The sequence below is a fragment of the Nocardioides sp. genome, from assembly GCF_041393715.1.
In the GTDB taxonomy this organism is placed as follows: Bacteria; Actinomycetota; Actinomycetes; order Propionibacteriales; family Nocardioidaceae; genus Nocardioides.
Map to the genome: position 1 here is coordinate 288322 of NZ_JAWKJQ010000002.1, position 20947 is coordinate 309268.

Annotated in this window: 24 protein-coding genes, 1 tRNA gene and 2 pseudogenes; 19 read left to right on the forward strand and 8 right to left on the reverse strand. The window is 73.6% G+C overall.

All coding sequences use genetic code 11. From position 1 onward, the window contains the following. Positions 1-4: 4 nt before the first annotated feature. The 4 genes from R2740_RS04290 to R2740_RS04305 all read left to right on the forward strand — a co-directional run bounded on the left by R2740_RS04290 (position 5) and on the right by R2740_RS04305 (position 3075). On the forward strand, positions 5-637 hold the full coding sequence (locus R2740_RS04290) for a septum formation initiator family protein (RefSeq protein ID WP_371301456.1): 633 nt from the start codon (positions 5-7) through the stop codon (positions 635-637). Next, complete coding sequence (locus tag R2740_RS04295) at positions 634-1143, forward strand: DUF501 domain-containing protein (protein ID WP_371301457.1); 510 nt, start codon at positions 634-636, stop codon at positions 1141-1143. Before R2740_RS04290 ends, R2740_RS04295 begins: the two co-directional genes overlap by 4 nt. Continuing rightward, positions 1140-2042 (forward strand): exopolyphosphatase, encoded by a 903-nt coding sequence (locus tag R2740_RS04300; protein WP_371301458.1) that lies wholly within the window; start codon positions 1140-1142, stop codon positions 2040-2042. The genes R2740_RS04295 and R2740_RS04300 overlap by 4 nt, the downstream gene beginning before the upstream one ends. Positions 2043-2136: 94 nt before the next feature. Beyond that, a complete protein-coding gene (locus R2740_RS04305) occupies positions 2137-3075 on the forward strand; it encodes a uracil-DNA glycosylase (protein WP_371301459.1) in 939 nt (312 codons plus the stop codon). A 75-nt stretch (positions 3076-3150) separates the two neighbouring features. Here the strand turns inward: R2740_RS04305 and R2740_RS04310 are convergent, their stop codons facing one another. Beyond that, on the reverse strand, positions 3151-3732 hold the full coding sequence (locus tag R2740_RS04310; protein WP_371301460.1) for a hypothetical protein: 582 nt from the start codon (positions 3730-3732) through the stop codon (positions 3151-3153). Positions 3733-3890: 158 nt separating this feature from the next. Here R2740_RS04310 and R2740_RS04315 point away from each other — a divergent pair. After that, a tRNA-Leu gene (locus R2740_RS04315) sits at positions 3891-3964 on the forward strand. On the opposite strand, the gene R2740_RS04320 is transcribed toward R2740_RS04315, so the two are convergent. Continuing rightward, positions 3924-4886 carry a phosphotransferase gene (locus R2740_RS04320; protein ID WP_371301651.1) on the reverse strand — a complete coding sequence of 321 codons (963 nt, stop codon included), beginning with the start codon at positions 4884-4886 and terminating at the stop codon, positions 3924-3926. The genes R2740_RS04315 and R2740_RS04320 overlap by 41 nt on opposite strands. A gap of 30 nt (positions 4887-4916) precedes the next feature. Here R2740_RS04320 and R2740_RS04325 point away from each other — a divergent pair, with 30 nt between their 5' ends. Continuing rightward, positions 4917-5804 carry a Bax inhibitor-1/YccA family protein gene (locus R2740_RS04325; RefSeq protein ID WP_371301461.1) on the forward strand — a complete coding sequence of 296 codons (888 nt, stop codon included), beginning with the start codon at positions 4917-4919 and terminating at the stop codon, positions 5802-5804. 130 nt (positions 5805-5934) lie between these two features. Here the strand turns inward: R2740_RS04325 and R2740_RS04330 are convergent, their stop codons facing one another. Next, entirely contained in the window at positions 5935-6966 is a 1032-nt protein-coding gene (locus tag R2740_RS04330) for an SGNH/GDSL hydrolase family protein (RefSeq protein WP_371301462.1), read from the reverse strand. A gap of 54 nt (positions 6967-7020) precedes the next feature. On the opposite strand from R2740_RS04330, the gene R2740_RS04335 reads away from it, so the two are divergent. Further along, complete coding sequence (locus R2740_RS04335) at positions 7021-8433, forward strand: cystathionine beta-synthase (RefSeq protein WP_371301463.1); 1413 nt, start codon at positions 7021-7023, stop codon at positions 8431-8433. A 22-nt stretch (positions 8434-8455) separates the two neighbouring features. Then, on the forward strand, positions 8456-9454 hold the full coding sequence (locus R2740_RS04340) for a hypothetical protein (protein WP_371301464.1): 999 nt from the start codon (positions 8456-8458) through the stop codon (positions 9452-9454). Between the two features lie 19 nt (positions 9455-9473). Here the strand turns inward: R2740_RS04340 and R2740_RS04345 are convergent, their stop codons facing one another. Further along, on the reverse strand, positions 9474-10043 hold the full coding sequence (locus tag R2740_RS04345) for a hypothetical protein (protein ID WP_371301465.1): 570 nt from the start codon (positions 10041-10043) through the stop codon (positions 9474-9476). Between the two features lie 125 nt (positions 10044-10168). Between R2740_RS04345 and R2740_RS04350 the strand changes: the two genes are divergently transcribed. The 4 genes and pseudogenes from R2740_RS04350 (at position 10169) to R2740_RS04365 (ending at position 12056) form a co-directional block, all read left to right on the forward strand. Continuing rightward, positions 10169-10942 (forward strand): TSUP family transporter, encoded by a 774-nt coding sequence (locus R2740_RS04350; RefSeq protein ID WP_371301466.1) that lies wholly within the window; start codon positions 10169-10171, stop codon positions 10940-10942. Between the two features lie 106 nt (positions 10943-11048). Continuing rightward, positions 11049-11207: pseudogene (locus tag R2740_RS04355) on the forward strand (YigZ family protein); the annotation flags it as partial. 31 nt (positions 11208-11238) lie between these two features. Further along, entirely contained in the window at positions 11239-11562 is a 324-nt protein-coding gene (locus R2740_RS04360; protein ID WP_371301467.1) for a DUF1949 domain-containing protein, read from the forward strand. 92 nt (positions 11563-11654) lie between these two features. Then, complete coding sequence (locus R2740_RS04365; RefSeq protein ID WP_371301468.1) at positions 11655-12056, forward strand: pyridoxamine 5'-phosphate oxidase family protein; 402 nt, start codon at positions 11655-11657, stop codon at positions 12054-12056. Between the two features lie 84 nt (positions 12057-12140). Here the strand turns inward: R2740_RS04365 and R2740_RS04370 are convergent, their stop codons facing one another. Continuing rightward, complete coding sequence (locus tag R2740_RS04370) at positions 12141-12449, reverse strand: alkaline phosphatase family protein (RefSeq protein WP_371301469.1); 309 nt, start codon at positions 12447-12449, stop codon at positions 12141-12143. Then, on the reverse strand, positions 12419-12910 hold the full coding sequence (locus R2740_RS04375; RefSeq protein WP_371301652.1) for an alkaline phosphatase family protein: 492 nt from the start codon (positions 12908-12910) through the stop codon (positions 12419-12421). The genes R2740_RS04370 and R2740_RS04375 overlap by 31 nt, the downstream gene beginning before the upstream one ends. Between R2740_RS04375 and R2740_RS04380 the strand changes: the two genes are divergently transcribed. From R2740_RS04380 to R2740_RS04390, 3 genes and pseudogenes are all read left to right on the forward strand, one after another. Beyond that, positions 12858-13619, forward strand: coding sequence for a hypothetical protein (locus R2740_RS04380; protein ID WP_371301663.1), 762 nt, complete (start codon positions 12858-12860; stop codon positions 13617-13619). The two genes, R2740_RS04375 and R2740_RS04380, sit on opposite strands and share 53 nt — an antisense overlap. Positions 13620-13661: 42 nt before the next feature. Then, positions 13662-14414 carry a VOC family protein gene (locus R2740_RS04385; RefSeq protein ID WP_371301470.1) on the forward strand — a complete coding sequence of 251 codons (753 nt, stop codon included), beginning with the start codon at positions 13662-13664 and terminating at the stop codon, positions 14412-14414. Positions 14415-14560: 146 nt separating this feature from the next. Next, positions 14561-14916 (forward strand): annotated as a pseudogene (locus R2740_RS04390) (GrpB family protein); the annotation flags it as partial. Positions 14917-15033: 117 nt separating this feature from the next. On the opposite strand, the gene R2740_RS04395 reads toward R2740_RS04390, so the two are convergent. After that, the gene (locus tag R2740_RS04395) at positions 15034-15528 is read right to left on the reverse strand and encodes a thioesterase family protein (protein ID WP_371301471.1); all 495 of its coding nucleotides are present in this window, start codon (positions 15526-15528) and stop codon (positions 15034-15036) included. Between the two features lie 35 nt (positions 15529-15563). Here R2740_RS04395 and R2740_RS04400 point away from each other — a divergent pair, with 35 nt between their 5' ends. After that, a complete protein-coding gene (locus R2740_RS04400) occupies positions 15564-16103 on the forward strand; it encodes a DinB family protein (protein ID WP_371301472.1) in 540 nt (179 codons plus the stop codon). A gap of 12 nt (positions 16104-16115) precedes the next feature. Here the strand turns inward: R2740_RS04400 and R2740_RS04405 are convergent, their stop codons facing one another. Further along, positions 16116-16331, reverse strand: coding sequence for a hypothetical protein (locus R2740_RS04405; RefSeq protein ID WP_371301473.1), 216 nt, complete (start codon positions 16329-16331; stop codon positions 16116-16118). 706 nt (positions 16332-17037) lie between these two features. Between R2740_RS04405 and R2740_RS04410 the strand changes: the two genes are divergently transcribed. Genes R2740_RS04410 through R2740_RS04420 form a run of 3 tightly spaced genes read left to right on the forward strand, consistent with a single transcriptional unit; the run spans position 17038 to position 20877 of the window. Continuing rightward, on the forward strand, positions 17038-18429 hold the full coding sequence (locus R2740_RS04410) for a magnesium chelatase (protein ID WP_371301474.1): 1392 nt from the start codon (positions 17038-17040) through the stop codon (positions 18427-18429). Continuing rightward, positions 18422-18838, forward strand: coding sequence for an OsmC family protein (locus R2740_RS04415; RefSeq protein ID WP_371301475.1), 417 nt, complete (start codon positions 18422-18424; stop codon positions 18836-18838). The genes R2740_RS04410 and R2740_RS04415 overlap by 8 nt, the downstream gene beginning before the upstream one ends. 5 nt (positions 18839-18843) lie before the next feature. Further along, entirely contained in the window at positions 18844-20877 is a 2034-nt protein-coding gene (locus tag R2740_RS04420; protein ID WP_371301476.1) for a VWA domain-containing protein, read from the forward strand. The last annotated feature ends 70 nt before the right edge of the window (positions 20878-20947 follow it).

Consider the following 20947-nt stretch of genomic DNA (forward strand, 5'->3'; position numbering starts at 1 on the left):
GCGGATGACCCGACGTCGGCCGGGCGAGCCCGCCCGCGGCAACCGTGGGGCCGGGCGGCCCGGCGACAACCGTCGTCGTCCGGCCGCCCGCGGTGCCGCGCGCCCCGCGACCGGCGCCCGCCCGCTCGCCGACGGGGCCGCCGGGGGCTCCGGTGGGCCACGTGAGGCCCACGGGTCCGGCGCCGCGGAGCCGTCGCGCCGGCGTCCCCGCTTCACCGGCCGGATGGCGGTGCTCACGCTGGTGCTGCTGGTCCTGCTGATGTCCTACGCCTCGTCGATGAAGGCCTACCTCCAGCAGCGGGCCCACCTCGACGCGCTGCACGCTCAGATCGCGCAGCAGCAGGCCCGGATCGAGGTGCTGCAACGGGAGAAGCAGCGCTGGGACGACCCCGCCTACGTCCGCACCCAGGCGCGGGAGCGGTTCGGCTACGTCCTGCCGGGTGAGCAGTCCTTCGTGGTGGTCGACGGCGACGGTCAGCCGCTCGACCCCGAGGCGTCGTTGGGCGACCCGGCCGACGTGGAGGCGCCCCCGACCGCGTGGTGGGACTCGGCCTGGGCGTCGGTCGAGCTGGCCGGCAACCCACCCAAGGACCAGGCGCCACCCGACACCACGATCCGCGACGGTGACGCGGGGTGATCGAACCCCGCGACGAGGCCGCCGTCGCCGAGCAGCTCGGCAGGGCGCCCCGGGCGATCCACGGTGTCGCGCATCGCTGCCCGTGTGGGCTGCCCGACGTGGTGGCCACCGAGCCCCGGCTGCCCGACGGCACGCCGTTCCCCACGACGTTCTATCTCACCTGCCCGCGGGCCGCCTCGCTGATCGGCACCCTCGAGGGCTCCGGGGTGATGCGGGAGATGACGGAGCGGCTCGGAACCGACGAGGAGCTGGCCACGGCCTACGCCGACGCGCACCGGCGCTACCTCGCCGCCCGCGCCGAGCTCGGCTCGGTGCCCGAGATCGAGGGGGTCTCCGCCGGCGGGATGCCCGACCGGGTCAAGTGCCTGCACGTCCTGGCCGGCCAGGCCCTGGCGATGGGACGAGGCGTCAACCCCCTGGGCGACGAGGTGCTCGAGCGGATCGGTGACTGGTGGGCCGCGGGGCCGTGCGTGACGGTGGCCGCGGCGGACGGGGAGTCGTCGTGATCGCGGCGGTCGACTGCGGCACCAACACCATCAAGCTGCTGGTGGGGGACCTCCCCGAGGTGGCCGTCCGCGAGTCGCGGACGGTGCGGCTGGGCCAGGGCGTCGACACCACCGGCGAGCTGGCCGACGAGGCGCTCGAGCGGGCGTTCGCCTGCCTCGACGAGTACGCCGCGCTGATCGCCGAGCACGACGTGACCGCGATCCGGTTCTGCGCGACCTCCGCGACCCGCGACGCCTCCAACGCCGCCGTCTTCACCGACGGGGTGGTCGCCCGGCTCGGGGTCCGGCCCGAGGTGCTGTCCGGTGACGAGGAGGCAGCGCTGTCCTACGACGGCGCGGTGCGCAACCTCCGGGTGGCGGCGGAGCCACCGGTGCTCGTGGTCGACATCGGCGGCGGTTCGACCGAGCTGGTCCTGGGTCCGGCGTCGGGCGAGGGCGGCCCGGTGGCAGGGGTCTCGCTCGACATCGGGTCGGTGCGCCTCCACGAACGACACCTGCACACCGACCCCCCGACGACCGCCGAGATCCTTGCGTGCGTGCGCGACATCGAGGCGCAGCTCGACGGGAGCGGGGTCGACCTGGCCGCGGTGCGCAGCGTCGTGGGGGTCGCGGGGAGCGTCACGACGGTGGCGGCCGGGGTGCTGGACCTGCCGGCGTACGACCCGGAGAGGATCGACCAGTCCACCCCTTCTGTCGCGGACGTCCGGGAGTTCGTGCTGCGGCTGGTCTCGATGACGGTGGCCGAGCGGCGCGCGCTGCCCTTCATGGCGCCCGGGCGGGCGGATGTGATCGCTGCCGGCGCCCTGATCCTCGACCGGGTGCTGGTCCGCACGCCGGTCGACCGCCTGGTCGTCTCCGAGAGCGACATCCTCGACGGGATCGCCTGGTCGCTGGTGTGAGCGCCGCCCCATGGGCGATAGTCCGCTACGAAGGGCACCACTTCTGGGCGAAAAATGGTGTCGAACGTAGCGGACTATCGCTGAGGAGGAGGTCATGACGCTTCCTCACCCGGCGACGGGGGAGCCGTTCGAGAGCCCGGTGCCGCCCGGCTCGGGCTGGCCGGGGGAGGTGGCCGACGGGTCCACGCCCATCGCGCGCTCCGCGGCCGGCGTACGACGGCTGGCGGGTGCCGTGCGTCGCGCCGAGTCAGAGGGCGCCGACGGTCCGGACCACCGTCGATTGGGCAGAAACGACGCGCTGGGCGACGGAAATCGCGACGTTGTGGGCCAAACGTCGACCTCACGGACCACAAGCCTCAGCGAGCTCGACGCCCGGGTCAGCGTCTGCCGGGCGTGCCCGCGCCTGGTCCGCTGGCGGGAGGACGTGGCGACGGCCAAGCGGGCGGCGTACGCGGACCAGCCCTACTGGGGCCGGCCGGTGCCCGGGTGGGGAGACCCCCGGCCGCGGGTGCTGCTGGTCGGCCTGGCGCCCGCGGCGCACGGCGCCAACCGCACCGGTCGCGTGTTCACCGGTGACCGATCGGGTGACTGGCTGTTCGCGAGCCTGCACCGCGTCGGCCTGGCCACCGGGCCGACGAGCACCCACGCCGGCGATGGGCAGCGGCTGGTCGGCGCCCGGATGCTGGCGGCGGTCCGGTGCGCGCCGCCCGACAACAAGCCGACGACCGGCGAGCGGGACAGCTGCGCTCCATGGCTGGAGGCCGAGCTGGCGCTGCTCGTCCCGACCGTCGAGGTGGTCGTCGCGCTGGGTGGCTACGGCTGGGACGCGGCGCTGCGCGGCTTCGCCGCGATCGGGTACGCCGGCCCCAGACCCAGGCCGAGGTTCGGTCACGGCACGGAGGCCACCCTGACCCGGGGGAACCACGAGATCCGGCTGCTCGGCTGCTACCACCCCAGCCAGCAGAACACCTTCACCGGCCGGCTCACCGAGCAGATGCTCGACGACGTCCTCGGGCGGGCCGCGTCGCCGTAGCGACCGCCGGCAGCGCGGGCAGCGTCCGGCCCGCGGACGACCTGGTCCGGTCGCCCGCGGGCCGAATGCCGTGCGTCAGTTGCCGCTGTGCTTGAGGACCGGCTTGGCCACCACGACGGCGCCGGAGATCTCCGCTCCCGTCGGGCGCTTGCCCTGACCGTTGAACGGCACGAACTCCGCCGAGAGCGTCGTCTCGTCGAAGACCAGGTTGCCGCCCTGTGAGGACACGAACTTCACGGTGCGGGTGCCGGCGGCCACCGGGATCACGACGTTGGTGTTGCAGTCCTCCTCGCCGTTGTCCGTCGGCACCAGGCGGATGCTGCGCTCCGAGCCCAGCGCGTACTTGTCGCCGAGCTGGATCCAGCAGTTGCCGTAGTCGGGGTTGGTCGGTGCGTAGACGTCGGAGGAGGCCGTGACGACGAGGTAGCCCTTCGTCGGCGCGTTGACCTTCACCTTGAGCAGGGTGGACGTGCCAGACACCTGGTTGGAGGCGTCGTTGTCGGTCTGGGCGGTGGCGACCCGCACCAGCAGGTCGTTGGCCTGGAGCGACTTGTCCTTGATCTGCTTGCCGGTGATCAGACCGGCCGCGGTGGCGGTGCCGATGCTGCCGATCGCGAAGGCGACGGCCACGAACAGCAGGGTGAGATGGCGTTTCATCTGGTGGTGCCTTTCGAGTGCGCGGAAGTGACCTCGGCGTGCGGGGGCCGGGCGACATCGCTCCCTCGGAATGGTCCGAACGACGCTAGGGCCACCGGGACACGGGCACATGGCTCGAACGGACCATTGCGGGGACGGCATAGCATCCGGTGCACGCGGCCCCTGTATCCCAACCGGCAGAGGAAGCCGCCTTAAAAGCGGCGCAGTCTGGGTTCGAGTCCCAGCGGGGGCACCCGCGAGGGCGGTGGCGGCTGGTCGGGGACCAGCGGCAGTCGCTCCTCGACCTCGCGCAGCCCGTCACGCCAGACCGTCTCGTCCCCCTCGCGCAGCCCGTGCCGCACCTGGTGCCAGGGACCGAGCGCATGCCAGTCGAGGACCCGGGCGCGCATCCCCCGCTTGACGCCGTAGGCGCGGGCGACCGCGTCGGCGGTCGTCGGCGGCGTCTCGTGCAGCAGCCACGCGAGGTCGAGCGCCGGGTCGCCGACGCCGCAGTCCGACCAGTCGATGATGCCGGCCAGGTGGCCGTCCCGCACGAGCAGGTGGTCGGCCACCAGGTCGCCGTGGACCAGGCTGGACAGTGGATAGGTCGCCACCCGGTCGAGCAGCCAGCGGCCGCGTTGCCGGAGCCCCTCGGTCACCAGCGGCAGCACCTCGCCGACGAGGTCGTCGTACCACCCCTCGGGCGTCAGCTCGGGGATGCCCAGCCGCTTGGCGTCGGTGGCGGAGACCCGGTGCAGCGAGCGCACCGCATCGCCGACGGTGCGCGCGATGCCGGTGCCGTGGCCGTCCCAGGGCTCGCCGACGATCACCTCGTGTCGGAGCACGAGCGGGTCCTCGGAGACCACCACCGGCCGCGGGACCGGCACCGGCAGCTGCGGGCCGAGCCACGGCAGCAGGCTCGCCTCCCGGCGCAACGGAGCCGCTCGCTCGGGACGGCGCGGGGTGCGCTCCACCCAGTGGCCGTCGACCAGCCGGGCGGTGGAGTCCCACCCGTCGTCGTAGCCCTCCGGCTCCGCGCCGGCGCCGTGTTCGCCCACGTCAGGCAGTGTGACGGATCGACCGGCTCGGCGGGAACACCCGGTGGGGCTCGCACGTTCTCCAGAGAGACAGCCGGTAGAGTCGGCCGTTCCTGCGGTACGTCGCCACGGTGGCACGGACCCTCGGCCTCCAAGGAGGAGACCACGATGCGCAGCAACAACCCGGTGTTCAACCGCTCCGCGGAGTTCAACGGGACCGCGACCCAGAACGCCTACGGCAACACCACCTACCCCGGTGCCGGCGGCGCTCAGCCAGGTTACGGCACCCCCCAGCAGCCCTACTCCGACCCGTCGACCTGGAGCACCGGCGGCCCCGCCGCCCCGGTGGCCACCGATCGGATGACCATCGACTCCGTGGTCCAGAAGACCGCGATGACGCTCGGTCTGGTGATCCTCGGTGCTGCGATCACGTGGTACTACATCGGCGACATCTCCTACGGCACCGGCCTGGCCGACCAGGCCGCGATCGGCAAGCTCAGCGCCGCGATCATGCTGGGCTCCGGCGGTGCGTTCATCCTGTCGCTGGTCAACTCCTTCAAGCGCGTGGTCAGCCCCGGTCTGGTGCTGGCCTTCGCCGCCGCGGAGGGTGTGGCGCTCGGCGCGCTGAGCAAGGCGTTCGAGGCGTGGTACGGCGGCGGCATCGTGATGACCGCGATGCTCGGCACCTTCGGCGCCCTGGCGGGCACGCTGGCGACCTACCGCTTCTTCGACATCAAGGTCGGCGGCAAGTTCCGCACCTTCGTGATCGCCGGCATGTTCGGCATGGTGGGGCTCAGCCTGCTCTCCTTCGTCCTCAGCATGTTCGGCATCGACACCGGGCTGTTCGGCACCGGCGGGCTCGGCCTGGTCACCGCGATCATCGGGCTCACCCTCGGCGTCTTCATGCTGATCCTCGACTTCGACTTCGTCGAGAACGGCATCGCCGCCGGGCTGCCCGAGCGTGAGTCCTGGCGGGCCGCCTTCGCCCTGACCGTGAGCCTGGTCTGGATCTACACCAACCTGCTGCGCATCCTCGCGATCCTGCGCGGCGACTGACCCGACGCAAGCACCGACGACGCCCCCGGCACCCTCGTGGTCCGGGGGCTTCGTCGTCCCCCGCGCCGCTCGTGGCGCTCGCGAGTCCGCCGCGCCGTCTGTGACGCGTCGGCTCACCGTCTGCGACGCGTCAGCCCACTGTCTGCGACGCCTCGGCGGACTCGACCTCGTCGGGCGACTCCACATCGCCCTGCTGCTGCCGGCCGCGGTGCCGCAGCCGCACCCAGCGGCCGCGGAGGCCGCGCTGGTCGCCGCTGACCTCCGTGCCGTCCAGCTCGGTGCCGGGGTGCCGGACCGCCTCGACGGCGGCGTTGGCCACCGGCAGCACCACCGCGCGCTCGCGGTGCGCCCGCTCGACCTCCTCGTCGGGGAGCAGCCCGAGTGCGGCCAGCACCGAGGGCAGCAGCACCGAGGCCAGCGCGCGGTAGCCGTCGGCCGACGGGTGGAAGCGGTCGGGGCCGAACAGGATGGCCGGCGCGGCAGCGAACTCCGGGCCGAGGATCGAGCCGAGAGACACCGAGCGGCCGCCCGCCTCGACCACCGCGATGGTCTGCGCGGCCGCCAGCCGGCGCGACCACGAGCGGGCCACCTGCTTCAGCGGCGGGGCGATCGGCTGGATGGTGCCGAGGTCGGGGCAGGTGCCGACCACGACGACGGACTCGGCCTGCCGGAGCCGGCGTACCCCCTCGCCGAGATGGCGCACCGAGGCCGAGGGCAGCACCGTGTGGGTGACGTCGTTGGCGCCGATCAGGATCACCGCCACGTCGGGCGTCGTCTTCAGCGCCTGGTCGATCTGGGCGCCGAGGTGGGAGGACTGCGCGCCGACCACGGCGTACTCCCGCAGGTGGACGCGGCGATCGGCAGCCTCGGCCACGCCGGAGGCGAGCAGCGCTCCGGGCGTCTCCTCGACGCGGTGCACGCCGTATCCCGCGGCGCTGGAGTCGCCGAAGAGGGCGATCCGGATGGCGGGCCCGGGGCGACCCCGGCCGTACCACCCGGTGGCGTCGGGAGGGGGGCCGTCCTTCGGCTCGCCGATGGTGCGCCGGGCCAGGCCGGCCTCCGCTCGGAGCAGGCCGTAGATCGCGGCGCCGGCAGCAGAGAGCCCGCCTCCGCCGTAGACCGCAGCGGAGGCGAGCTTGCGCGCAGCGGCCGCCTTCCCCATGACTTCCACTGTACGGATGCCCGAGGGGGCCTCGCAGGCGGTTAGGTTGAGGTCGTGCAGTACGTCGACTCGCTCCTGGACCTGATCGGCCACACCCCGCTGCTGCGTCTGTCGCGGTCGCTCGACCTGCCGGAGGGCTGTGGGACCGCCGAGCGTGGGCCGCTGGTGCTCGCCAAGGTGGAGTACCTCAACCCCGGCGGCTCGGTGAAGGACCGGATCGCGGTCCGGATGATCGACGCCGCGGAGGAGTCGGGCGAGCTCGGGCCGGGCGGGGTGATCGTGGAGCCGACGTCGGGCAACACCGGCATCGGGCTGGCGATGGTCGCCCAGGAGCGCGGCTACCGCTGCATCTTCGTGTGCCCCGACAAGGTCAGCGAGGACAAGCAGAACGTGCTGCGCGCCTACGGCGCCGAGGTGGTGGTCTGCCCGACGGCGGTCCCGCCGGAGCACCCCGACTCCTACTACAACGTCAGCGACCGGCTGGTCCGCGAGACGCCCGGCGCCTGGAAGCCCGACCAGTACTCCAACCCGCACAACCCGCGGTCGCACTACGAGACCACGGGTCCCGAGCTGTGGGAGCAGACCGAGGGCCGGATCACCCACTTCGTCGCGGGCGTCGGCACCGGGGGGACGATCACGGGCACCGGCCGCTACCTCAAGGAGCGCAACGCCGGGGTCCAGATCGTCGGGGCCGACCCGGCGGGATCGGTCTACTCCGGCGGCACCGGCCGCCCCTACCTGGTCGAGGGGGTGGGCGAGGACTTCTGGCCCTCGACCTACGACCGTGACGTCGCCGACCGGATCATCGAGGTCTCCGACGCCGACTCGTTCGCGATGACCCGCCGCCTGGCACGCGAGGAGGGCCTGCTGGTGGGCGGGTCGTCGGGGATGGCGGCCTACGCCGCCGCGCAGCTGGCGCGCGAGCTGGCCGGTACGCCGGCGGGTGACGACGCGGTGATCGTGGTGCTGCTGCCCGACTCCGGGCGGGGCTACCTCTCCAAGGTCTTCAGCGACTCGTGGCTCGCCCAGTACGGCTTCTCCGTCGACGCGGGCGACGCGGGCGCCCGCACGGTGGGCGAGGTGCTGCGCGGCAAGTCCGGGACGCTGCCCGACCTGGTGCACACCCATCCCGGCGAGACGATCGCCGAGGCGATCGCCATCCTCCAGGAGTACGGCGTGTCCCAGATGCCCGTGGTCCGCGCCGAGCCGCCGATCGTCGCGGCCGAGGTGGCCGGGTCGGTCTCCGAGCGGGCCCTGCTCGACGCGCTCTTCGCCGGCGACGCGCGGCTCACCGACAGCGTCGAACAGCACATGTCGCCACCGCTTCCGACGATCGGCGCCTCCGAGCCCGCCCAGGCGGCGGTGCGGATGCTGGAGGGCGCCGACGCCGTGCTCGTCCACGACGACGGAAAGCCGGTCGGCGTGCTCACCCGCCAGGACCTGCTCGCCTTCCTGGCCCAGGGCTGAGCGCGGTCCACCGGAGCTGCGCGTGAGGTCACGGCGGTGGGCTCGACCGCTGCTCGCGCTGGCGATCGTGACCGCCCTGGCGGGGGCGACCGCGATGGTGTTCCTCGGCGGCGGAGCGGGCGGTGGTCCGCGTCGCGACGGCGCGTTCACGTCGTCGGCCGACGCGACGGGGTGCCCACAGGGAGGGTCGCTCGACGAGGCCCGTCGGGCAGCGGTCTGCACGGGGGTCGACCTGGCGCCCGCGCAGCGCGGCTTCGTGCCTCAGGGGCTGGTCGTCGCCGATGGTGTCGCGTTCGTGTCGGGCTATCGCGAGGGTGAGCTCGGCCATCGCTTCTGCCAGCTCCTGGTGGCCGACACCGCCACCGGCGAGACGTCGGCGTTCCGGCGTCGGGTGACGGGGTCGGTGGGTGGGCCGGGCGGGGAGCGGATCGTGTGCCGGCACGGCGGCGGTCTGGCCCTCGGCCCGGAGGGGCTGTGGCTGGCCGAGACCGGCCGGCTGTGGCTGCTCGACCCGGCGGCCCTGGCCCGCGGTGCGGACCCGGTGCGGCGGGTGTGGCGGCTGGACCGTCCGGTGCGGGGCTCCGCGCTCGCGCGACGCCCGGGACGGCTCGCGGTCGTCGGGTGGGCGGCGCACCGGCGGTCCTGGGTGCACTGGGTGCGGGTGCGCGACCTGCTGGCCGACGGCGTCACCCGGGTCGGTCCCGGCGGCGGCCCCGGAGCCGTCGTACCGGCAGCGGCGCGGCGGGTGCCCAGCCGGGTGCAAGGGGCTGCGTGGCGGCCCGGCGGCCTGCTTCTGGCCAGGTCGACGACGTTCTGCGGCGAGCTGGTGTCCCGCCGACTGGGCACTCGCGGCTTCTTCCCGGGAGCCGAGGGCATCACCTTCTCCGGTGGCCGGCTCTGGCTGGTGAGCGAGGCGGGTGCCGGCGTCTACCAGCGGCAGGGCGGTCGCCCGGACCTGCCGACGCTGATGTCGGTGAGGCCCGGCGACCTCCCCGGCTCCGACGGGTGCGGCTGGAGCTGAGGGTGGCTCCGCGGCGCCGTCAGTGGCCGTCGCCGCGGAACGCCGGCGGTGTGCCCGCGCCGCCCGAGGGCGAGAACGTCACCGTCATCGACTCGCTGACGAGGTAGGCCATGCCCACGGTGCACTCGGAGGCCTGGAGCTTCAGGGTCCGCTTGCCCCGGGCGACCTTGGCGCCACCGATCGTCGTCGCCGAGGCCTCACGCACGGAGTTGTTGACGAGCCGGGCGATCCCAGTGGCGGTGGCGACCTTGCCGTCGACGAGGATCCGCACCGCGAGCGCCGCGGGGTCCGGGTCATCGCCGTCGCGCGCGGCGTTCACCTGGCCGTTGAGGACGATCTTCCCGGCCGCCGGAGCTGCGAAGGTGCGCTTCATGACGGTGACGTAGGGGCAGGAGTCGAAGTTGTCGAAGTCCGTGTCGGAGCCCCAGTACTGCACCTTGCTCAGCTGCTTGGCGTGGTAGCCGTCGACCTTGTCGGCGTTGCCGGCGGCGAAGAGGCCCTTGGCCGCCGTCGGGGCCGCCATGGCCACGACGCCTCCGGTCAGGGCGGCCACGGCGGCAACGGTGACCTGGCGGTGGTGGGGACGCATCGGGTCTTCCTCTCGTCGGCGCCGGCGCCTGCGGCCGGCGTTCTGGGGAGGATAGGGCGAGCGGGCGGCGTACGCATCGGACCGGCGCCTCCGGAGGAGCCGAGCGGTCGCCCTACGATCGACGCGTGGACGTGGCCGGCAGCACCTTGGTCTTCCTCGTGGCTGCGGCACTCATGGCCGGCTTCGTCGACGCTGTCGTGGGCGGTGGCGGGCTGGTCCAGCTGCCCGCGCTGGTGGTCGGGCTGCCGTCCGCGGCGCCGGTGCAGATCCTGGCGACCAACAAGCTCGCCTCGATCTGCGGCACCTCGGTGGCGGCCGGCACCTACTATCGCCGGGTCCGCCCCGACCCGCGCACCTTCGGGCCGCTGATGGCGCTGGCGTTCGTCGGGTCGCTGGCGGGCGCGGCGGTGGCCAGCCGGATCCCACGGGAGGCCTTCGAGCCGATCGTCGTCGTGGCGCTCGTGGTGGTCGGGGTCGTGGTGGTGCTGCGGCCGGAGCTCGGTGAGCGGACCGCGCTGCGCTTCCAGGGACGTCGTCACGTGGCGGCGGCGATGGCCACGGGTGCGGTGATCGGGTTCTACGACGGTGCGCTCGGCCCCGGCACCGGGTCGTTCCTGGTGTTCGCGCTGGTCGGTCTGCTGGGCTACGCGTTCGTCGAGGCGTCGGCCAAGGCCCGCCTGGCCAACTGGGCGACCAACCTCGCGGCGCTGTGCGTGTTCGTCCCGCAGGGGGCGGTGCTCTGGAAGGTCGGGCTGGCGATGGGGGCGGCGAACCTGGTGGGCGGCTATCTCGGCGCGCACGGCGGTCGCGCGCGGGTCGCGGTTCGTCCGGGGTTCTTCGTGGTGGTGGTGGCCGCGTTCGTGGTGCGGATCGGCGGCCAGGTGCTCGGTGTCTGGTGACCGCTACCGCACCGTCGCGCGGGAGGCGGTGGCCGAGATCGAGGTGAAGCGGTCGCGCTTCCGCTGTCGGGTGGTGCGGGTGGCCTCCGAGGCGGGCGCGCGGGCGGTGGTGGAGGAGGAGCGGCGGGCGCACTGGGACGCTCGGCACCACTGCTCGGCCTTCGTGGTCGGCCCCGGGGCGAGCTGCAGCGGTCCAGCGACGACGGGAGCCGGCAGGCACCGCGGGGCGCCGATGCTGGAGGTGCTGCTCGGGGCCGAGGTCAGCGACGTGGTCGCGGTGGTCACCCGGTGGTTCGGTGGCGTGCTGCTCGGGGCCGGGGCCTGGTCGGGCCTACGGCGACGCGGTCCGCGCCGGGCTCGACGAGGCGGGCGTGCTGGTCCGCGAGCGTCAGCAGGAGTACGCCGTCGCGCTCGACCACGCCGAGGCGGGGCGGGTCGAGAGCGCGCTGCGCACCCGGGGCGTGGCGGTCCTGGGGGTCGACTACGCCGCCCTCGCAACCCTGCGGGTCGGCGTACCGCCCGCGGAGGCGGCGTCCCTCACCGGATGGCTCGCCGAGCTCACCGGCGGCACCGCCTCACCCCTCCTCCTCGGCGAGCAGTGGGTGGACCTTCCCGATTGACCATCGTGTGCTGCGTTCGGCCCCACCGCACGGCGTGTCGCGGGGCCTTCTGCAGCAAACGATCGCGGAACCGCGGGTCGTAGGCTGGCGGCATGAGCATCCCCGTGTCGCTGGACCGGCTGGCCGAGGCGCTGACGGAGTTCGGGCCGGGCTACCTGATGACGGTGTCCGGCGACGGGCGGGTCAAGGTCGTCACCGTGGAGCCCACGGTGCTCGACGGTGTCCTCCTGGTGGTCGGGCCGGGGCGGGGGAGCGTGGCCAACATCGCGGCCAACCCCCAGGTCACGCTGGCCTTCCCGCCCGCCGAGGCCCATGGCTTCACGCTGCTGGTCGACGGGACGGCGAGCGTCGCGGGCGACGACGTACACGTGGCGCCGAGCGGCGCGGTCCTGCATCGCCCCTCGGCCCACAGCGACGGCCCACCCGCTCCGGGGATCGCGGCCGGCACCGAGTCTCCGACGGTGCGGCGACGACTGCCACCCCCTCTGAGATAGTCCGACGTTCGCACCATTTCCCCGCCGAAAGTGGTGCCGAACGCACCTGGAAACTATCGACAAGGCCAGAGGAGCCGACAAGGGTCAGAGGAGGTAGACCAGGCCGGGGCCCTCGTCGCGGTAGGGCAGGCCGACGGAGTCGAGAGCCGGCGTCCAGGAGCCGGTGCAGGTCGGGTCGGAGCCCTCGAAGCCGTGGTCCGCGGTGAGCAGGAAGGTCACGTCGTCGAGCACGCCGAGCCCCTCGAGATGGTCGAGGAACGCCGACAGCCGGGCGTCGGACTGCCGCAGCGAGTCACGCGCCATCGCCGAGCGCGGGCCGCCGCCGTGGTGACCGGCATCCGTGACGACGTTGGCCCACCAGGTCAGCACCGGCGCCGCGGCGGGTCGGCCCACAGGTCCATCATCTGCTGCAGCCCGAGGTCGTCGACGCGCACGCCCCAGCGGAAGTAGTCGTCGGAGAGGTACGCCGGGTCCCCGAGGAACGGCGAGACCGTCGGGTCGGGCAGCGCGTCGTCGAGGGCGTCGGCACCGCTCTCGCCCGAGGCGCGGATCAGCGCCATGGTGGCGTAGTCGGCGCCGCGGTCGATCGCCTCGTCCACGCTCGCGGTGCGCACCCGCTCGGCCGGGCCGAGGTGGTCGGCCACCATCTCGAAGATCGTCCGCGCGCCCGGCCGCAGCCAGTCGGCCGACCGGTGCCAGGTGCTCTGGTCGTTGGGCACCACCCGCTCGCCGGTCGCCCGGTCGTAGTAGACGTTGCCCATCACGCCGTGTCGCCCGGGTCCGACGCCGGTGAGGATCGCGGTGTGGTTGGTCAGCGTGATGCTCGGGAACTCCGCGACCGCGCCGCCGCGCAGCGCGAGCCCCTCGCTCGACCAGCCGTGCGACTCCGGGGAGCTCGCCGGTCTCCGCGAGGTGCAGCACCTCGCCGCAGTGGCCGCCGTCCCAGAGGATGCCGACCACGTGGGTGCGCGGCGCCGCGGCGTCGTACCACTCCGTGCGCGGCCGCCCGTCGAGTGCGGCACCGTGGGCGTCCCGCAGCCCCTCCAGCGGTACGCCGGCCAGGTGCGCCAGCGTCGGCCCCACGTCGACCAGCCGGGCGTGGTCGTCGACGTAACCCAGCCGCTGCACGCCCGCGCCGCTGAGGATGAACGGGGCCCGGGACTGGATGGCGTCGAGCGAGCCGTGCTCGCCGACGTGCCCGCCCTCGTCGGGGAAGTAGTGCCGCGGGCTGTGCACGATCGCCAGGTCGGGGCTCCGGTCGGGGTCGGCGAAGAAGGACAGCAGCCGCCGGGCGGCCAGCGGGTAGGCGTTGTCCGTCGACCGCTTCGGCGACGGGTCGGCCAGCTCGCGCTCATAGGGGAGGAACGCCAGCGGGTCCTCGCCGCCGATCGGGTTCTCCCCGGCCACGACCTCCGCCGGCCCGTCGAGATGGAACCGCACCCGGCCCACGCTGTTGGCGGCGAAGGGGACCCGGCCGTCCGGCCCGTCCTCCACCCAGCAGACCAGGTCGACGATGTCGGCCAGCTCCGGCCGGCACAGGGCCTCGACGAACGCCTCGCGTGACATGGCTGCACCCTAGGACACGCGCGCGGCTAGCCTGACCCCGTGCACCCCTGGAGCCCCTTCTGGCTGAGCGCCATGCTCGACCTCGAGGCCGGCTCGTTCGAGCGCGGGGTGGCGTTCTGGCGGGGCGTCACGGGCTTCGCGCTCTCGCCCACCCGCGGCGCCCGGGGAGAGTTCGCCACCCTGATGCCGCCCACGGGCGATGACTACCTGCGGGTCCAGCGGCTCGACGACGGTCCCGGCCGGGTGCACCTCGACGTCCACGTCGCCGACCCGCGGGCGGCCGCGGACCGGGCCGTCGGGCTGGGTGCTGCCGAGCTCGCGGACCGGGGCTACGTGGTGTTGCGCTCGCCCGGTGGATTCGAGTTCTGCTTCGTCTCGCACCCGGCGAGCGTCCGCCCGACGCCGACGACCTGGCCGGACGGTCACCACAGCATGGTCTACCAGGTCTGCCTGGACCTGCCGCGGTCGTCGTACGACGTCGAGGCGGCGTTCTGGGCCGGGGTCTTCGAGGCCAGCCCGGAGGTGCTGGCGCGGCGCCCTGAGTTCGCCTGGCTGCGCCCCGACCGTCAGCTGGCCCTCGACGTGCTTCTCCAGCGCACCGACGACGAGGAGGGTCCCGTCACCGCCCACCTCGATCTCGGCACCACCGACCGCGAGGCGGAGGTGGCGCGCCACCTGGCACTGGGCGCCGTCGCCGACCCGGACGAGGAGTTCTGGACCGTGCTCACCGACCCGACGGGACGCCGCTACTGCGTGACGACCCGCGACCCGGCCACCGGGCGGCTCACATGACCGCGACCCATCCGCTCTGGCGGCCGTTCGACCCGCCCGACGAGGAGGCGATCGCCGCGGTCCGACTCCCGAGCTGGCAGCCCGAGCAGATCACTGTCGTCGACCCCGACCCGGCCTGGCCCGCCGAGTTCGAGCGGGTCCGGGCAATGGTCGAGGAGGCGCTCGGCGACGACGCCCTCGACGTCGTCCACGTGGGCTCGACCTCCGTGCCGGGGCTGGCCGCCAAGGACGTCATCGACGCCGAGCTCACGGTGGCCGACTCGGCCGACGAGGACGCCTACGTCCCGCGCCTGGAGGCCGCCGGCTTCCAGCTCGGATCCGCGAGCCGGACTGGGAGGAGCACCGACTGCTGCGTCACCACGACCCGCGCACCAACCTGCACGTCTTCTCCGCGGGCGCGGTCGAGCCGCAGCGGACCACGGCGTTCCGCGACTGGCTGCGCGCGCATCCCGACGACCGCGACGCCTACGCCGCCCACAAGCGGCAGGTCGCGACGCAGGGGTTCACCGACGGGATGCTCTACAACAACGCCAAGGCGGCCTTCGTCTACGACCTCTACGAGAAGATCTTCGCCGCCGACCCGCGGCATCCGCACGACCCGCACCCGCGAGGGTGAGGCTCACCGCGGGGTGATCGTGCCGCTGAGCATCGGCTGCCAGGGCAGGGCGGCCTCGGCGATCACGCGGTCGAGTCCGTCCGCCTGCTCCTGAGGGATCGTGGTCAGCCGGCGGGTGCCGAGGTCGACGTAGCAGTTGAGCGCCTCCATCGCGGCGGACACCTCGCCGTGCGTGTGGTTGGCCAGATAGCTCATCAGGTGGATCATCCGGCCGGTCCGGCCGAGCAGCCGCACACCGACGGACACCTCGTCGCCGACCGCGACCTCGCGGCGGTAGGTCAGGTGCTGCTCCAAGGCGAAGACGCCGCCGATGCCGCGCTGCGCCAGGTCCGACCCCAGCCCGACCTGCTCGAAGACCACCCACTCGGCGTCGTCGAGGATGCCGAGGTAGTGCCGGACGTTGAGGTGGCCGTTCTCGTCGCCGTACTCCGGCGGCACCACCAGGCGGTCCCCGCAGGGCAGCGCGCCCACCTCGTCGTACGTCGGCCACCGTCCCATGCCCGTGATGGTAGGGGGCGCCTAGGGTGAGCCTCATGGGCGAACCCACGACGCACAAGCAGGACCCGCCGCTGGCCGCCGACGAGGTGACCACGCTGCGATCGTTCCTCGACTTCTACCGCGCCACGCTCCGCCGGCAGGCCGAGGGACTCACCGCCGAGCAGCTGGCCACGACGCTCCCGCCCACCACGATGACGCTCGGCGGGATGCTCAAGCACCTCGCCGTCGTCGAGGAGGGCTGGCTGGTCGAGACGTTCGGTGGCGACGAGCTCGGCGAGCCCTGGGCGTCGGTCGACTGGGAGGCCGACCGTGACTGGGAGTGGCACACGGCGGCTGACGACGAGCCGGCGTACCTCTTCGAGCTCTACGACCGCGCCATCGCCACCGCCGACGCCCGCATCGACGAGGCGCTGCGCGGCGCCGGCCTCGACGCGCTGTCGGTGCGGCCGGGGCGCCGCACCGGCGAGCCCTTCTCGCTGCGGTGGATCCTGGTCCACCTGATCGAGGAGTACGCCCGGCACGCGGGCCACGCCGACCTGCTCCGCGAGAGCATCGACGGGCTCGTCGACCTCTGAGGGGGCTGGCGGTCAGAGCCGCTCGCCGACGTAGCTCAGCGTGAGCTGCTCCAGGGTGAGGTCGATCGAGCAGGCGGTGCCGGTGCCGAGCCCGGCCGTGTCGATGCTGCAGAAGTTGTTGAACTGGATGGAGTAGGGCTCACCCTCGGTGAGGTAGCCGACGACGTCGCCCTCCCGGCTGCCGACCAGCGGCACCGTCGCGTTGCGCTGGGAGTCCGCAGAGAGCACGTGGTCGTCGAAGACGAACTGGCCTCCGGAGAAGGAGATCGAGATCTTGGCGTTGACGTCGTCGATGAGGCCACCGGGCTCGGTCAGCTCGCCGTCCCAGCTCGCCCTCCAGTGGATGTTGTAGTAGCCCTCGGCCGGGGCCGAGTAGGTGCCGGACGTGGCGATGACGCCGGCCTCGGTGTCCTCGGCGATGCCGCCGTTGATCGCTCCGGTGAGCCTGACGCGGTAGCCCGGGGGCTGATGTCGGCGGAGTAGCCGGCGCTGCTGGTGGCCGTGGAGTTCGGCCCGTGGTGGGCGTAGACGCTGCTCGGGGGCGCGTCCATCGAGAGCAGCAGGTCGACGTCGGGTGGCGTCTCGTCGGCCGAGGGGCTCATCGGGGCGCTCGCCGACCCTGTCGTCGAGCCGGTCGGGCTCGTCGACCTCGCGGGGCCGGAGGCACCTGGGGTGCGCTGGCCGTCGGAGGGCGCGTCGCTCGCCGCCACCGACACCGTGACGGTCTCCGTCGGCGCCCCGGCGGAGTCATCGCCACCGCCACCGCCGCCGCAGCCGGCGGCCAGCAGGGCGAGCGCGAGCACGCCGGCGTGCCGCAGCGTGAGAGTGGTGCGGCGCATCGGCCACCGCCTCGGCTGTCGGGGGCCTCCGAGCCGGCCCGGGTCGGTGGCCCGAGGCTAGCGAAGACCTTGGGGGTCCGCAGTAGCGTGAGTCCGTGACTCAGACACCTCCGACGACCGCCACCGTCGGGGAGCTCCGCGCCTCCGGCCACGAGCAGAAGCACCTGCGCGACGAGCTCCGCGACAACCTGCTCGACAGGCTGCGAGCAGGCGAGGACCCCTGGCCCGGCCTGCACGGCTTCGAGGACACCGTCATCCCGCAGCTCGAGCGGGCGCTGATCGCCGGCCACGACGTCGTGCTGCTGGGCGAGCGCGGGCAGGGCAAGACCCGCCTGCTGCGCACCCTGGTCGGGCTGCTCGACGAGTGGACTCCGGTGATCGCAGGCTCCGAGCTGGGCGAGCACCCCTTCGACCCGATCAGCCCCGAGTCCCGCCGCCGGGCGGCCGAGCTCGGTGACGACCTGCCGATCGGCTGGCGGCACCGCAGCGAGAGGTACGCCGAGAAGCTGGCCACGCCCGACACCTCGGTCGCCGACCTGATCGGCGACGTCGACCCGATGAAGGTCGCCGAGGGGCGGACCCTGGGCGACCCCGAGACGATCCACTTCGGACTGATCCCGCGCAGCCACCGCGGCATCGTCGCGATCAACGAGCTGCCCGACCTCGCGGAGCGGATCCAGGTCGCGATGCTCAACGTGATGGAGGAGCGCGACATCCAGATCCGCGGCTACGTCCTGCGGCTGCCGCTCGACGTGCTCGTGGTCGCCAGCGCCAACCCCGAGGACTACACCAACCGCGGCCGGATCATCACCCCGCTCAAGGACCGCTTCGGCGCGGAGATCCGCACCCACTATCCCGTGCAGATCGAGGACGAGGTGGCGGTCATCCGCCAGGAGGCCCACCTCGTCGCCGAGGTCCCCGACTTCCTGGTCGAGATCCTGGCCCGCTTCACCCGCGCGCTGCGGGAGTCCTCGGCGGTCGACCAGCGCTCGGGGGTCTCCGCGCGGTTCGCCATCGCGGGCGCCGAGACGACGGCGGCGGCGGCGCTCCACCGCGCCACGTCCCAGGGGGAGGACCAGGGCGTGGCCCGGTTGGTCGACCTCGAGGCCGCGGTCGACGTGCTCGGCGGCAAGGTCGAGTTCGAGACCGGTGAGGAGGGTCGTGAGGCCGAGATCCTCACGCACCTGCTGCGCACGGCCACCGCCGAGACCGTCCGCCAGCACCTGCGGGGCATCGACTTCGCGCTGCTCGTGGACGCGATCGAGGCCGGCGCGCTGGTCACCACCGGCGAGCAGGTCGCCGCCCGCGACTTCCTGGCCGGCCTGCCGGTGCTGGGCGAGTCCGACCTCTACGACCAGGTGATGGACCGCCTCGACGCCCAGACCGACGGCGCCCGCGCCTCGGCGCTCGAGCTGGCGCTCGAGGGGCTCTACCTCGCCCGCAAGATCGGCAAGGACTCGGCGGGCGGTGAGACGGTCTATGGCTGAGCGCGTCGCCGAGATCGGCGCCCGTCGCTTCGCGGTGACCGCGGGCGCCGGCACCCTGCGAGCGGCGGAGGGGGTGACCCTGCCCCACGCGTGGACCGACGAGGGCGTCTCGGTGGTCACCGACTTCACCGGCGCCCACCTGCTCCACCTGGCGGTCGCCGCCTGCGTCCTCAACGACCTCTATCGCGAGGCGGCGGAGGCGGGCGTGCTGCTCCACGGCGTCGAGGTCCGCGCCGACGGCGACTTCGACGCCGACACCTGGTCCTCCAATGGCATCGGGTACGCCGTCCGGCTGGACACCTCGGCCGGCGACGACGAGGTCGCCGCGTTGCTCGCGCGCGTCGACGAGGTCGCCGAGATCCCCCGCACGGTGCGGGCGGGAGCGTCGGTGCGCCGGGTGAAGGACTGAGCCCGATGTCCCGGGCGAGCGGGCGCGACCATCGGTCCCGCTACGGCCGCTACGCCGGCGGCGACCCGCTGGCGCCCCCGGTCGACCTCGCCGAGGCGCTCGACGCGATCGGCCAGGACGTGATGGCCGGCTACAGCGCCGAGCGGGCGATGCAGGAGTTCCTGCGCCGCGGCGGGCGCGAGCAGCGCGGCCTCGACGACCTGGCCCGCCGGGTCGCCGAGCGGCGCCGCGAGCTCACCCGGCAGCACTCCCTCGACGGCACCCTCCAGCAGGTCAAGGAGCTGCTCGACCGGGCGGTCCTCGAGGAGCGCAAGCAGCTGGCCCGCGACGTGACCATGGACGACGGCGACCGGGCGCTGCGGGAGATGCAGCTCGACAACCTGCCCGCCTCCACCGCCGCTGCGGTCACCGAGCTGTCGTCGTACGACTGGCAGAGCGGGGACGCCCGCGAGGCCTATGAGCAGATCAAGGACCTGCTCGGCCGCGAGCTGCTCGATCAGCGCTTCGCCGGCATGAAGCAGGCGCTGGAGAACGCCACCGACGAGGACCGCGCCGCCGTCCAGGAGATGCTGTCCGACCTCAACGACCTGCTCGAGGCGCACGCACGCGGCGAGGACACCGACGAGCAGTTCCGCGAGTTCATGGACAAGCACGGCGACTTCTTCCCCGAGGACTCGCAGAGCGTCGACGAGCTCCTCGATGCCCTCGCCGCGCGTTCGGCCGCCGCCCAGCGGATGCTCAGCTCCATGTCACCCGACCAGCGGGCCGAGCTCGAGGCGCTGGCCGGCCAGGCGTTCGGGTCGCCGCAGCTGATGGAGTCGCTGAGCCGCCTCGACGGCAACCTCCGCTCGCTGCGGCCCGGCGAGGACTGGGACGGCTCGGAGCAGTTCAGCGGCGAGCAGGGGCTCGGGCTGGGCGACGGCACCGGCGTCCTGCAGGACCTCGCCGAGCTCGACGCGCTCTCCGAGCAGCTCTCGCAGTCCTACGGCGGCGCGCGGCTCGACGACGTCGACCTCGACGCGCTGCGCCGCCAGCTCGGTGAGGACGCCGCCGTCGACGCCCGCACCCTCCAGGAGCTGGAGCGCGCGCTGCGTGACCACGGGCTGCTGCGTCGCGGCACCGACGGGCAGCTCCGGCTCTCGCCCAAGGCGATGCGCCAGCTCGGCAAGGCGCTGCTGCGCGACGTCGCGGAGCGGTCCTCGGCGCGGCAGGGGGAGCGCGACGTGCGGCTGGCCGGCGCGGCGGGGGAGAGGTCCGGGGCCACCCGCGCCTGGGAGTTCGGCGACACCGAGCCGTGGGACGTCACGCGCACCGTCGGCAACGCCGTACGCCGGGTGGTCGGTGAGGGCGGCGACCCCCGCGGCGGCGTCCGGCTCACCGTCGACGACGTCGAGGTGGTCGAGACCGAGGCGCGCACCCAGGCGGCGGTCGCGCTGCTGGTCGACACGTCGTTCTCGATGGCGATGGACGGCCGCTGGGTGCCGATGAAGCGCACCGCCCTGGCGCTGCACACGCTGATCCGCTCGCGGTTCCGGGGCGACCACCTCCAGCTGGTCGGCTTCGGGCGTCACGCCCAGGTGATGGACATCGAGGAGCTGACCGCGCTGGACGCCCGCTGGGACAAGGGCACCAACCTGCACCACGGGCTGCTGCTCGCCAACCGGCACTTCCGCAAGCACCCCAACGCGCAGCCGGTGCTGCTGGTGGTCACCGACGGCGAGCCGACCTCCCATCTCGAGTCCGACGGCGAGGTGTTCTTCGCCTACCCACCGCACCCGCTGACCATCGCCCACGCGGTGCGCGAGCTCGACGCCGCCGCTCGGCTCGGCGCCCAGACGACGTTCTTCCGGCTGGGTGAGGACCCCGGTCTGGCCAGGTTCGTGCAACAGATGGCCGACCGGGTCGACGGCCGGGTCATCGCCCCCGAGCTCGACGATCTCGGCGCCGCCGTGGTCGGCTCCTACCTCGGCTCGCGCGGCCCGGCGGCCTACTCCGAGGGTGGCGGGGGGGGCGGTCGCGGCGTCTGGGTGGGTGACTGACCGGGGCGTCGCTCGTTGATCCCGGGCCCGGATGTCGGTACAAAGGGCCGCGAGCGGGGGTTGCTCCGAG